Genomic DNA, 11843 nt, shown 5'->3' with positions numbered 1-11843 from the left:
CGGCCGGTGAGAGACAAGTCGCTTCATCAGGGCACAATTCAAAAGATCAGGTGAGGAGCAATGGATGGCCGGGCGGGCATACTGCCCAGCTGGGCACCCGATCGTGCCGATGGGCTTCCATGGCAGATTCGATTTTTGGGCGGTACCCAGCAAAACAGCCTTTATCTAGGTCCTTAGTCTTGCCTCTGTAATAAAGCCCTCGACAGGAGGCACAAAGACTTCCACCATTCTGACCCAGACCCTGTAGCTTTTGAGTTTCCATGCCTTCTGCCCCGACCACCCGGCGCCCTAAGACCCTCAAGCAGCGTTATCTTGCCCCGACCGTCGATCTCAGCGCCGTGATCATGGCGGCCACGCCGGACGAGCCGCGGGTCCTCGCCGTCCGGGTCGACCAGCTGGAGGGGCTGCCGTCCGGGCCGTTGCAATCGCAGCATCGCACCCTGGAAATGGGCTTGCGGACGTGGGTGGCCGAGCAGACACAGTTGACACTCGGCTACGTCGAGCAGCTCTATACCTTTGGCGACCGCGACCGGACCGAAGCCGATGTGCCCGGGACCGGGCATGCCCTATCGATTGCCTATCTCGCCCTCGTGCGGGAGGCGCGGCCGGCCGGGCTGGTCCATGCCGCCTGGCGCAATTGGTACAACTATCTTCCGTGGGAGGACTGGCGTGAGGGTCGTCCACAGGCGCTCAAGGTCATCGAACCAGCCCTGGAGGCGTGGGCCCGTTCGGGTGGGAAGGCTCTCAGAACCTTTCGTGAGGAACGGATCGAACTCACATTTGGCTTTGAATCCGGGACATGGACCGATGAACGGGTGCTGGAGCGGTATGAACTCCTGTTCGAGGCGGGTCTGGTAGCTGAGGCCTTCCGCGACGCACAGCCATCTGGCTCCGCCAAGATGCGGTTCGCACCTGGACAGTGGATGGCGCTCGACCATCGGCGGATCCTGGCCACGGCCATCGGCCGCCTGCGCGGCAAGATCAAGTACCGGCCCGTCATCTTCGAGCTCATGCCGGCCTCCTTCACCCTGCTCGACCTTCAGAAGACGGTGGAGGCATTGTCCGGTGTCCGGCTGCACAAGCAGAACTTCCGCCGCCTGATCGAGATGCAGGGGCTGGTGGAGGAAACAGGCGAGATTTCGGCCGAGACAGGTGGGCGCCCGGCCCGGCTGGTGCGCTTCCGGCGAGAGGTGCTGGTAGAGCGTCCGGCGCCCGGCGTACGCCTGCCCCGCCTAAGATGAAGCACTGTTGCCGCAGATTGTGGGTTGACGATGACTTATACTCGCGCCTAGCATAAGTCATGCGCTGGCTACAAAGCCGGTTTTCTTACGCATCAGTAATGCTCAGTATGAGTATTAATGTGACCCACTAATGCTCACAGCGAGCATAGGAGGCTGCCATGGCCAGTGCTGCTTCGTTTGCGTCCGTATCCCTGCCCCTGCCTGAGCTCTACGCGCGTGTCCGAAACCATGTCCCGGCCCTGGAATGGCCCGTGTTCGCCAGTGACATTGAGGCCATCTTGGCGCTCAAGCGTCAGCATAACGCGGTCATTCTGGCCCACAACTATCAGACACCAGAGATCTTCCATACGGTGGCCGACATCGTCGGCGACAGCCTGGCTCTGGCTCGTGAGGCGGTGAACACGGACGCTGACGTGATCGTGCTCGCTGGCGTGCATTTCATGGCGGAAACCGCCAAACTCCTGAACCCCGACAAGACGGTGCTCATCCCGGACGCCGAGGCCGGATGTTCACTCGCTGAGTCGATCACGGCCGAGGATGTGCGTCAGCTGCGGGCGCGGTATCCGGGCGTGCCCGTGGTCACCTATGTGAACACGTCTGCCGCCGTGAAGGCCGAGTCGGACATCTGCTGTACCTCAGGCAATGCCAAGAAGGTCATTGAGTCCCTCGGCGTTGATCGAGTGATCATGCTGCCGGACGAGTTCCTGGCCCAGAACACGGCCGCCCAAGTGCCCGGGATTGAGATCATCACATGGGCAGGGCACTGCGAGGTCCACGAGCGCTTCACCCCTGAGGACATCCGAGCCGTGCGCGAAAGCTACCCAGATGTCGTGGTGCTGGCCCATCCGGAGGCGCCGCCGGAGGTCATTGCCGAGGCGGACTATGCCGGATCGACCGCCGGGATGGCTGACTTCGTCGGCGAGAAGCGCCCGGCCCGGGTCGCCCTCGTGACCGAGTGCTCGATGAGCGACAACGTGGCGGCTCTGTATCCCGAGGTCGAGTTTGTGCGGCCCTGCAATCTGTGCCCGCACATGAAGCGCATCACCCTGCCCAAGATTCATCAGGCTCTTGAGCAGCGCCGGCACGAAGTCACGATCGATCCGGCAGTGGCCGAGCGAGCCCGGCTGGCGGTCGAGCGCATGCTCGCTGTTCGCTGAGGGCCGAGCATGAAAACCATCCATCCGCGCGACCGTGTGGTGGTCGTGGGCGGCGGCATCGCAGGGCTCGCAACCGCCCTGCACCTAACACCGCTGCCCGTGACCTTGATCGTCGCCTCCCCCTTGGGGCAGCAGGCCTCCACGCCTCTGGCGCAGGGTGGGATAGCCGCAGCCCTCGGAACCGATGACCACCCTGCCCTGCACGCCGCCGACACCTGTTGGGCGGGAGCCGGTCTGAGCGATCCTGATGTTGCCGCTCGGGTGGCCGCCGCCGCGCCCGCCTGTATCGAGTGGCTGATGGCTCAGGGTACCTCATTTGATCGAACCGCGTCGGGTGAGGATCTGATCCTGGGGCTGGAAGCCGCCCATTCCCGTCGGCGGATCGTTCATGCGGAGGGCGACAAAACCGGCAAAAGCGCTTTCGAGGCCCTCATCCAGGTTGTTAGGAAAACCCCATGGATCGAGGTCCGGGAGGGTCATCGGGTGACTGAACTGGCGCTCGATGCCAACGGTCAGGTGACCGGGGTGTTCTGCACCACGGGAGGCCTCGAAGGCAGGGATGAGCCCAACCTAATCCCGGGCCGGGCCGTGGTATTGGCGACAGGCGGGGTCGGAGGTCTTTACGCGCACACCACCAACCCCTTGAGTGCGATTGGCGGCGGACTGGCGCTCGCAGCCCGTGCGGGCGCGGTGCTGCGCGATCTCGAGTTCGTTCAGTTCCATCCGACAGCCATTGCGGCCGGTCTTGATCCGATGCCGCTGGCCACCGAGGCGCTGCGCGGCGAAGGGGCGGTGCTCGTCAACAGCCGCGGGGAGCGCTTCATGCAGGACATTCCCGGGGCGGAGCTGGCACCGCGCGACGTGGTCGCCCGGGCGATCTTCGCCCAGATCTGTGCCGGTGAGCGCGTGTTCCTCGACACGCGCCAGGTGCTTGGGGAGCGGATCACCTGCAGGTTCCCAGGCGTGACGGCACTGTGCCGCGCCGCTGGTCTTGATCCGGTTGCCAATCCGATCCCCGTGCGCCCCGCCGCCCATTACCACATGGGCGGGATCAAAGTGGGCCATTGGGGTCGCAGCGCGGTTGAAGGGCTCTGGGCGTGCGGCGAGGTTGCGTCAACCGGCCTCCATGGGGCGAACCGGCTGGCGAGCAACTCGCTCCTAGAGGCCCTGGCTTATGCCGAATGGATTGCTGATGACATCAAGGGGGCAACATGTGGCTCGCCCGCCAGCCAGTCGCCCTCACCTCCTCTTGCTCTGCAACCGTCCGGCTCTGGTGATCAGGCATGTCCGCGTCTCCCACAGATCCGGTCGTGGATGGACGGTCAGGTTGGCGTGCTTCGCGATGCGGCAGGGTTGAGAGGGGCGATCTGCCACCTCCGAGCACTGGTTCACGTGGCGCGTACAACGGGTGAGCGCGACGCCGCCCTGATCAGCCTGATGATCGCCATAGCCGCATACAGCCGAAGCGAGAGCCGAGGCGCCCATCAGCGGCTCGATCACCCTCACCTGCTTCCGGAACAGCATACCGAGGCCACCCTCGATCAGGCATTGCACATCACAGCCCAAACCGGCAACGAACCAGCCGCACCTGCTAGGAGAGTCGTATGAAGCCGTTCCTTGTCACACAGAACGCCCTCGCCCCGCTATCGCGCTTGCTGGTGGAGCCGATCGTGCGCGCAGCACTGCTCGAAGATCTGGGCCGGGCCGGCGACATCACGACCGATGCCGTCATTCCCGCCGACGCGAGATTGCACGGGGCTATTGTGGCGCGTGAACCCGGGGTGGTCGCCGGCATCGATGCAGCGCTTCTGGCATTCACCTTAATTGACCGTGCGGTCACGGTCACCTTGGACCGCCCCGATGGCAGCCATGTGGAACGGGGAGACGCTGTTCTGCGGGTAAATGGACCGGCCCGGAGCATTCTCTCGGCGGAACGTGTGGCGCTCAATCTGCTCTGCCGGCTCTCGGGGATCGCAACAGCGACTGCGGCTCTCGTTGACGCTGTCCGGCCTCACGGGTATTCCCGGATCGTCTGCACACGCAAGACCACCCCGGGACTGCGCTCGCTCGAGAAGCATGCCGTCCGGGCGGGTGGAGGCGCCAACCATCGCTTTGGGCTCGATGATGCCGTTCTGATCAAGGACAACCACATTGCCCTTGTCGGAGGCGTCCGGCCGGCGCTGGAGCGCGCGCGCGCAAGTGTGGGTCACCTCGTCAAGATCGAGATCGAGGTCGATACTCTCGATCAGCTGGATGAGGTGCTGGAGGTTGGAGCTGAAGCCATTCTGCTCGACAACATGAGCCCAGACACCCTGGTCGAGGCCGTTCGGCGCGTGAATGGGCGAGCCATCACGGAGGCCTCCGGCCGGGTTACGGTTGCGACGGTACCTGCCATCGCAGCCTCAGGCGTGGATCTGATCTCGACCGGCTGGATCACACATAGCGCGCCGATCCTTGATCTTGGCTTGGACTTACCCTGAGGCAGCACGTTGTGGAGTAAGGTGGACCGATCAGTGTGACCAAGGCATTGTTTGGGATCCAGCCAATCGCGGAAACACTGCCCAGGATCTTGGCTTCTGGAGGACACCTCCCATGCTTGCAATCCTCGATAACTTCGCCCAAAAAGGCGGTGGTATCTGATCGTCTGGTCGCGGCACTTCTGGAGGATTTCATCCGGCGCGGCTCCCGCAGCCATCCGTAATTTGCCTCTCGTGAATGCTGTTGATACGCCCCTGCGAGGCGCTCCATTGGTGGGGCAGCAGCGATTGTGTTTGCCAGAGGAATGGAAGGTGTACCTCACCTCCACTGGTTGGAGATTGTTTCGGATGAGCGCTTATGCATCGCAGTTAATGAGGCTCCTTACGTTCCTGCGTCAGTCTCTCAACGTCACGTGGTCCCGTTAAACGCGGTTAATACTTTGTGGGCACAGGGCGAAGTTCTCAATGAATATTTTCTGAGGTCCGGTGCCAGAAACGATCTGCCGGGAAGCTCGTGCTAATTAGCTCAAGACAATCCCTTCAAGAATGTGATGGATCCATTTAGAGATGTCGCTGTTCGTTCTCCCACTACCGTTTCGCGATCCACTTGTGACATTTCAGGCATTCGCGTTTGATCCCTATGCGGCGCTCCTCGACAGCGCTTCCACCAATGACGAACGAAGCCGTTATGCTTATATTGCCGTGGAACCATTCCGCGTCATTGCAGCGCACGATGAGGCCACGATCAATGGCGTCCCGGTCCGCGGAGATCCCTTCACGGTTCTGGAGCGCGAGCTTGCGGCTCACCGTCTCCCGGCGGGGGAGATCCCAGTCCCCTTTGGCACCGGCGCTGTCGGATTTTTCGGCTATGGCCTGGGCCGCCATTTGGAAGCGTTACCCGAACCGGCGGTCGATCATCTTAACCTTCCGGAAATGGTGTTAGGTCTTTACGACGTGATTGTCGCGTTCGACCTCAGAACCCGTCAGTCATGGGTTGTGAGTAGCGGGGTTCCTGAGAAATCTGAGGCCGCGAGGCGCCAGCGTGCTGAGGAGCGGGGAAAAGCCGTCGCAGCCCGGATGGAGGCCAGTTCTCAAGAGATTCCCTCTCTCGACTGGTCGCCTCTCGCGACATGGCAGTATGAGCAAGCGCGCGACACGGTTGAGGCTTCGATCAGCAAAGTAATCGACTACATTCGCGCCGGCGACATTTTCCAAGCCAATCTGACCCAGCGCTATCGTGCCTCACGGCCAAAGGGTCTCAATGACTTTATGCTCTACCGAAGGCTGCGTGCCCTTAGTCCGTCACCGTTCGCGGCCTTTCTCCGCTGTGGTCCAGGATTGAGTGTAGCGAGTGCCTCGCCGGAGCGCTTTCTCCAATTGGACCCAGACGGACACGTGGAGACCCGTCCGATTAAGGGCACCCGGAGGCGCGATCCCAATCCGACCCGTGATGCCGCGCTTGCCCTTGAGCTCACTCACAGTGCAAAGGATCGCGCCGAAAACACAATGATCGTTGATCTGATGCGGAATGATCTTGGCCGGGTCTGTACCTTGGGCAGCATTCATGTCCCGCAGCTCTGCGGTCTCGAGACTTTCGCTTCGGTCCATCATCTCGTCTCCGCTGTGCAAGGGAAGCTCAGACCTGAATTCGGGCTGGTCGATCTCCTGCGGGCGAGCTTTCCAGGAGGGTCGATCACCGGAGCTCCAAAGATCCGCGCTATGGAGATCATTGCCGAACTGGAGTCGGCCCCTCGAGGCGTCTATTGCGGGAGCATTGCGTGGATTGGGTTCGACGGTGCAATGGACAGCAATATCGCCATCCGGACCCTCACCTGCGCAGGGGACACCATCCTGGCACAGGCCGGTGGTGGGATTACCGCCGATTCGTGTCCGGAGTTAGAGTTCAAGGAAGCCATGGTCAAACTCCGGCCGCTCCTCCAGGCTGTCGCGGGCAGGGCAGCATGAAGGTCTGGCTCAATGGCACCCTGTGCTCCGTCGAAACGGCACGAATTGTACCGACGGACCGCGGACTGATGCTCGGTGACGGATTGTTTGAGACCATCCTGGTTCAGGCCGGCCAACCGCGCAGGCTTGTTGCGCATCTCGCGCGGCTTCATGCTGGCGCCCGGGTGATCGGGCTCGCCCTGCCACCGATTAATTTTACCGCTGCTTTCCAAGCCTTACTCGACGCAAATAGCTTGTCAGATGGGTCTCTGCGCCTCACCATCACGCGCGGGAGTGGCCCGCGGGGCATCCTTCCACCTGCTGATCCACAGCCGACGATCCTGATCACTGCGTATCCCCTTGCCCCACATCTGGCGTCTGCGCGTTGCGTTCTGGCAAGGTGCACCCGCCGCAACGAGTATTCTCCTCTCGCAGGTGTTAAGAGCCTCAACTGTCTCGATAATGTCCTCGCGCGGCGTGAGGCCGCCGCGCGAGGAGCAGATGATGCGATTCTTTGTAACACGGCAGGATTGCTCGCTGAGGCAACGGCGGCTAACCTGTTTCTCGTTCGGGGTAGACAGATCATGACCCCTCCGCTCGGCGATGGAGCGCTTCCGGGTGTCATGCGTGCGGCCATGTTGGACTTAGGCGCAGTTGAGATGCGGCTCTCAGCCGAGGACATTCTGGACGCCGACGAGGCGTTCCTGACAAGCAGCCTTGGCATGCGAGGGGTTTGTCAGATCGAACAGCGTCGGCTCAGAGAACAGCCTTCTCCAATGGTGAACGAAATGGTGCAAGCTGCGATGGCCTCAACGGTATGATCGCGTCACCTTGGTGTTGATACAGAAAGCCCTTACCGCCTATCAAGAGGCAATGATGAGACGAGATCGTCAAGTTCATGCTCGGTTCAAAGGGTCATGGGTAAGCTGTCGGATACGATCGTGCAGCGCACATCATGCGGATCGGATGCAGCGTGGGTTCAATCATGCCTGACATCTAGGCAGCGGGCTCATAACTGCGGATCCAGATGCGAGCTGAGATCAGCTTGATAGCGGCTAGTAAGTTGTCCGGGTTCTTGTCGTACCGCGTGGCAATGCCGCGGAATTGTTTGAGCTTGTTGAAGAAGCGCTCCACCAGATTTCTGTAGCGGTACAGGAACGCACTGAAGACAAACGAACCCTTGCGGTTGCTCTTGGGCGGGATGTTGGCCCAGACGTCTTGCTCCTGCGCCTGCTCGCGAATGGCGTTGCCTTTCTTGATGAAGCCGGTCTCGTCGAGCACCAGCACGGCGTCAGGATCACCGAAATGCTCGACCACATAGGCGCAGGTCTTCGAGCACGGCGTCGGCATCCCAGTGCATGCGGGCGGGGAAATCCTGCACGCCATCGGGGTTGGGATCGCCGGCGGCTTCGGCCAGGTGCCAACCGTTCATGCGCTCCAGCGGCGCGAGCAGACCCTGCAAGTAGGCCCGGGCCCGCCGTCGTGGCTCAATGCGGGGCACAGATCGTCCAACCGATCGGCCCAGCGATGGGCCTCGCTTGCGTGCATCATGGCGCGACACCTCCGTGTCTAAGACAACGCACAATGCCCAGCTGCAGTACTAAAGCGCGCCGCAGATATGCCCAAAACATCAAGGGCAAAATGAACCCGCTGGCTCGCGCCAGCGGGTTCATTTTGCCGGATAGTCGGAATACTAGGCTGCTTCCATTTCCATCATCCGCTTGGCCGCCTGTGTAAGTAAGCCAGAGCGGTTATAGCCGTGGCTTTCTGCATAGCGGTCAACTTGTTCCAAGACATCTTCGGGCATGGTGATGTTCACACGAACCGTCTTGGCTGAGTTTTGCGGAGCTGCAACTAGAATGGCAACGCCCTCCCGGTTTTCGGGGTCGCACATAATAGCCTCTAGGGAGGATGGCTCTGGAATAGCCTCACCATCTTCCGCCAATCCTTCAAGGTGCAGTGCCAATGCCTCTTCGGCAAAGGATCGCGCCTCATCAAGGGTTGTTCCAGCGGTAACGCAACCCGACAAATCAGGAAATGACACGCCGTAGTCGCTACCTTCTTCCTTATGGATCAGAGCGATGTAGTGACGACGCATAGTTCACCTCAATTTTAGCCCCGCTTGCCTTTCTATGCTCCGGAGCGTTCCTACTGGGATGTCACGTTTCGGATGTGGGACTGTCACACGACCAGGCTTTGTAGGGTGCTTGAATTGTACGTGGCTGCCCTTTTGGGCCACTCTTTGCCAGCCATCCGCCTCAAGCGCCGCTATAATATCCCGGCTGTCCATGGTGTGTATAAATACACACCTGTTCGCTACATGTCAACAGACATAGCCGTTAGAAGGTTCCTTGGAGGAGGATCCTAATCCCAGCGACGGGCCTGACTTGCCGCGAGAGCCGCCCGAACTGCCAGGAGACAACATTCCGACGGCCCGGCCATCGTAGCCGGCGACGGTGGGCCATCACCATCCCGTCACACTTGCTTGGCATCATCCCATCCGCGATAGGGAGATCCTCATGAGCACGCCTCGGTTCACGGAGGAGGAAATCACGGCCCGCGCTTGCGAGCTCGCCAACGAGCAAGGGCTTGCCTGGGAAGCTATCATCGCAGAGGAACAGGTCGGCAGGGATACGGCCGAGCTCCGCTACTGGCGAGATCTGACCCTAAAGGAGCTTGAGGCAGAGCAACCGATAGTCCTGGTGGTCGAGGACAGCACGCTCAAGACGGTGGGGCTCGATTAAGGCTTAACCGCTCCTTGATATGCCCCCACGCTGAGCGTCCCTATTCGCTGTTCTCGACGGCCTCGATAGCGGCGGTTCCAACTGCTTCCAGGATTTGGTTCTGCGTCTCCGGATCGACACTGGCCCACCACTCACGGAAGCCTTGCCGCGTCTCCAACTCCGCAAGGACAGCGTCGGCAACCTTTCGAGTCTTATCCATCGTGTGCCTCCATGTAGGCTCGTTCAGGCTTGGCCAGCATCCAAGCATAGCCGCATTTCCACCAGCCTCAGCGACAGGCGGGGAATGGTGGATCGGGCTGTACGGATTTAGCCTACCTCTGAGCCACAGTTAGGTTCTGAGACCACAAAGGCCGAAGAAGCGGCTCCGCCGATAATGGCGGACGACGCCAGAACTTTTCCAATCCAGCTATAGAGCGCAACGCGATCCTTGTGAGTCATAAAGCCCTCCAGTCGGCACACGTCCCAGACAACGTAGATGGGCGGAGCTGAGTTGCCTCAATCGAGGGCCTGGGAAGACCGGGATAGCCTCCCACGCCGAGCTTAAGCTACAGGGTTAGTCTTCCATCTCGAACGTTTGGTACTCTCCAGTCTGGTAGTCATAAACTTCCAGTTTAACGGTGCTGCCATGCCGTTGGATGCTCTCGACAGAATAGGTCCCGTACCCTCTCTCCGAGTGGTAGACTTCGATATGATTCCCCGACGGACAAGGTTCCCGGTTTCGATTTCTGTGAGTTCTGATCAGGTTGTTCCGGCGAGGGTCTGAGCTGGTGTTCGTCGGGCAAGACTACCATGCGGGCGCTGCTGATTGTACCAGGTCAGCCACCGCGGCAGGTCAGCGGCCCGAGTGTCCGATGAACTGAATGGGATCGTATGGGCCCATTTGCGCAGGAGCGTCTGGATAAAGCGCTCGGCCTTGCCATTCGTCTTGGGCGTGTAAGGACGGGTGCGGATGTGCCGGATCCCGAGCATCCTCAGGACTTTGCGGAACAGCCGCGCGACGTACCCTGACCCGTTATCCGTCATCACCCGCTCAACCTGGATCCCGCGCGCTCTGAACCAGCGCAGAGCTCTGACCAGGAAGGTCGTAGTCGAGCGGCGGGTCTCATCCTGCAACCCCTCGACATAGGCCAGCCGAGTGGCGTCATCGATGGCTACATGAAAGCAGTCGTACCCTGCGCCAGTGCTGGGGTTGCGCCGGTCACCCGTGATGCGATGCCCCACACGCTCGAAGCGGGCCAGCTTCTTGATGTCCAGGTGGATCAGTTCGCCAGGATGCTGGCGCTGATAGCGTCGGGGTGGCTCCTTGGGCTGGAGCGCTGCCAAGCGGCCCAGCCCACGTCGGGTGAGCCAGGCTGCGACAGTGGAGCGGGCCAGCTTCAGCTTGCCGGCGATCTCCTCGGCGGTGAGCCGGTACTCCCGCCGGAGCATCTCAATCACGCTGATCCAGTACTCACCGGTTCGATTGGCAACGGTTCTCGGGCAGGACGAGCGGTTGTCCAACCCGCCTGGTCCTTCCGCCCGATAGCGGGCCAGCCACTTGCGGGCGGTGCGCTCGCTGACGCCAAAGACTTGGGCCACTTCGCGAAGAGGCCGGCCCTCCTCAAGGATGCGGCGGATCATTTCCGCTCGACCCAGCCGGGTCGCACGGGCATTCTGGTGCAGGTTGTTCATTCCTCAGGTCCATCGGCAATCGTGTCGCAACGACCACCTTCAGGCCCTCAGACGGGATGAACAACCTCCTCAGATCTCACAGCTAGGCATGTATGGCGCTTCACTCCAGTCTCGGTCCTCCCAAAGGGCGGGTCATCGATAAGTCTGACACGAGGACCAAGCTGGCGAAGAACTTGAAGCGATCCAAGCCCTTTTGCTTGATGGAAATCCGTTGCTCGGACCCTATTCAGACGCCGTATGGATTGGACTGTCTTTTTCAGAGAGGAGCGGGACAGTTGGAATAGAGCGTTAGAGCCGCAGACGTTGACGATTGAGCTGCAGGCCCCGCCTTCAAACACTATGCGCATGTACATCGACTGACTGTGATGACACAGCCAACTTACTGAGACGGCTTGGGTGAAGTTGAAACACCGGCAGTCATGGACAGGGTCAAAGAGTCGAGCCAAGCTCCGGCACAGTTCAAAATCACCCAAACCACCTCTATAATTCAGGCCGCGATCGACGTCTGCGGCGCGGCCGAGCGGACGTCGGAATCCACATGGCCCTCGAAGCGCTTGAAGTTCTCGTTGAACATGTCGATCAGGCGCTTGGCGGTCTCGGCGAACTCCG

General features: G+C 60.9%; 12 protein-coding genes and 2 pseudogenes. 7 read left to right on the top strand and 7 right to left on the bottom strand.

Going from position 1 to position 11843, the window contains the following annotated elements:
• Positions 1-260: 260 nt before the first annotated feature.
• From KBI52_RS04675 to KBI52_RS04650, 6 genes are all read left to right on the top strand, one after another.
• A complete protein-coding gene (locus KBI52_RS04675; protein ID WP_210805701.1) occupies positions 261-1241 on the top strand; it encodes a hypothetical protein in 981 nt (326 codons plus the stop codon).
• Positions 1242-1399: 158 nt separating this feature from the next.
• Positions 1400-2398, top strand: coding sequence for a quinolinate synthase NadA (gene nadA, locus KBI52_RS04670; RefSeq protein ID WP_210805699.1), 999 nt, complete (start codon positions 1400-1402; stop codon positions 2396-2398).
• 9 nt (positions 2399-2407) lie between these two features.
• Entirely contained in the window at positions 2408-4006 is a 1599-nt protein-coding gene (locus KBI52_RS04665; protein WP_210805697.1) for an L-aspartate oxidase, read from the top strand.
• Entirely contained in the window at positions 4003-4878 is an 876-nt protein-coding gene (gene nadC, locus KBI52_RS04660; protein ID WP_210805695.1) for a carboxylating nicotinate-nucleotide diphosphorylase, read from the top strand. The genes KBI52_RS04665 and nadC overlap by 4 nt, the downstream gene beginning before the upstream one ends.
• 564 nt (positions 4879-5442) lie before the next feature.
• Positions 5443-6840: an aminodeoxychorismate synthase component I gene (gene pabB / locus KBI52_RS04655; protein WP_114948551.1), complete on the top strand. Its 1398-nt coding sequence runs from the start codon at positions 5443-5445 to the stop codon at positions 6838-6840.
• On the top strand, positions 6837-7640 hold the full coding sequence (locus tag KBI52_RS04650) for an aminotransferase class IV (protein ID WP_210805693.1): 804 nt from the start codon (positions 6837-6839) through the stop codon (positions 7638-7640). The genes pabB and KBI52_RS04650 overlap by 4 nt, the downstream gene beginning before the upstream one ends.
• 175 nt (positions 7641-7815) lie before the next feature.
• On the opposite strand, the pseudogene KBI52_RS04645 reads toward KBI52_RS04650, so the two are convergent.
• The 4 genes and pseudogenes from KBI52_RS04645 to KBI52_RS04630 all read right to left on the bottom strand — a co-directional run.
• Positions 7816-8070, bottom strand: a pseudogene (locus KBI52_RS04645) (IS5/IS1182 family transposase); the annotation flags it as partial.
• Positions 8068-8308: pseudogene (locus KBI52_RS04640) on the bottom strand (transposase); the annotation flags it as partial. The pseudogenes KBI52_RS04645 and KBI52_RS04640, both read right to left, overlap by 3 nt.
• A gap of 204 nt (positions 8309-8512) precedes the next feature.
• Positions 8513-8917: a type II toxin-antitoxin system HicB family antitoxin gene (locus tag KBI52_RS04635; RefSeq protein ID WP_114948553.1), complete on the bottom strand. Its 405-nt coding sequence runs from the start codon at positions 8915-8917 to the stop codon at positions 8513-8515.
• Between the two features lie 3 nt (positions 8918-8920).
• Positions 8921-9109 carry a type II toxin-antitoxin system HicA family toxin gene (locus tag KBI52_RS04630; RefSeq protein ID WP_114948554.1) on the bottom strand — a complete coding sequence of 63 codons (189 nt, stop codon included), beginning with the start codon at positions 9107-9109 and terminating at the stop codon, positions 8921-8923.
• Between the two features lie 229 nt (positions 9110-9338).
• Between KBI52_RS04630 and KBI52_RS04625 the strand changes: the two genes are divergently transcribed.
• A complete protein-coding gene (locus tag KBI52_RS04625) occupies positions 9339-9563 on the top strand; it encodes a hypothetical protein (RefSeq protein WP_210805691.1) in 225 nt (74 codons plus the stop codon).
• A 40-nt stretch (positions 9564-9603) separates the two neighbouring features.
• On the opposite strand, the gene KBI52_RS04620 is transcribed toward KBI52_RS04625, so the two are convergent.
• The 3 genes from KBI52_RS04620 to KBI52_RS04610 form a co-directional block, all read right to left on the bottom strand.
• A complete protein-coding gene (locus KBI52_RS04620; protein WP_162820807.1) occupies positions 9604-9762 on the bottom strand; it encodes a hypothetical protein in 159 nt (52 codons plus the stop codon).
• Positions 9763-10116: 354 nt separating this feature from the next.
• Entirely contained in the window at positions 10117-10251 is a 135-nt protein-coding gene (locus KBI52_RS33935) for a DUF5334 family protein (protein ID WP_371823110.1), read from the bottom strand.
• A gap of 50 nt (positions 10252-10301) precedes the next feature.
• Positions 10302-11234: an IS481 family transposase gene (locus tag KBI52_RS04610; protein ID WP_210805689.1), complete on the bottom strand. Its 933-nt coding sequence runs from the start codon at positions 11232-11234 to the stop codon at positions 10302-10304.
• Between the last annotated feature and the right edge of the window lie 609 nt (positions 11235-11843).

Source organism: Microvirga sp. HBU67558 (assembly GCF_018069605.1).
Classification (GTDB): domain Bacteria; phylum Pseudomonadota; class Alphaproteobacteria; order Rhizobiales; family Beijerinckiaceae; genus Microvirga; species Microvirga terrae.
The sequence above is the reverse complement of the archived record's forward strand: the minus strand, read 5'-3'. Positions and strand labels throughout refer to the sequence as shown.

What these genes read in the sequence shown, in the direction of transcription:
- nadA (WP_210805699.1), top strand. Translation starts at nt 1,400, where the DNA reads ATGGCCAGTGCTGCTTCGTTTGCGTCCGTATCCCTGCCCCTGCCTGAG.
- pabB (WP_114948551.1), top strand. Translation starts at nt 5,443, where the DNA reads ATGTCGCTGTTCGTTCTCCCACTACCGTTTCGCGATCCACTTGTGACA.
- KBI52_RS04635 (WP_114948553.1), bottom strand. Translation starts at nt 8,917, where the DNA reads ATGCGTCGTCACTACATCGCTCTGATCCATAAGGAAGAAGGTAGCGAC.
- KBI52_RS04620 (WP_162820807.1), bottom strand. Translation starts at nt 9,762, where the DNA reads ATGGATAAGACTCGAAAGGTTGCCGACGCTGTCCTTGCGGAGTTGGAG.
- KBI52_RS04630 (WP_114948554.1), bottom strand. Translation starts at nt 9,109, where the DNA reads ATGGACAGCCGGGATATTATAGCGGCGCTTGAGGCGGATGGCTGGCAA.
- KBI52_RS04665 (WP_210805697.1), top strand. Translation starts at nt 2,408, where the DNA reads ATGAAAACCATCCATCCGCGCGACCGTGTGGTGGTCGTGGGCGGCGGC.
- KBI52_RS04625 (WP_210805691.1), top strand. Translation starts at nt 9,339, where the DNA reads ATGAGCACGCCTCGGTTCACGGAGGAGGAAATCACGGCCCGCGCTTGC.
- nadC (WP_210805695.1), top strand. Translation starts at nt 4,003, where the DNA reads ATGAAGCCGTTCCTTGTCACACAGAACGCCCTCGCCCCGCTATCGCGC.
- KBI52_RS04650 (WP_210805693.1), top strand. Translation starts at nt 6,837, where the DNA reads ATGAAGGTCTGGCTCAATGGCACCCTGTGCTCCGTCGAAACGGCACGA.
- KBI52_RS04675 (WP_210805701.1), top strand. Translation starts at nt 261, where the DNA reads ATGCCTTCTGCCCCGACCACCCGGCGCCCTAAGACCCTCAAGCAGCGT.
- KBI52_RS04610 (WP_210805689.1), bottom strand. Translation starts at nt 11,234, where the DNA reads ATGAACAACCTGCACCAGAATGCCCGTGCGACCCGGCTGGGTCGAGCG.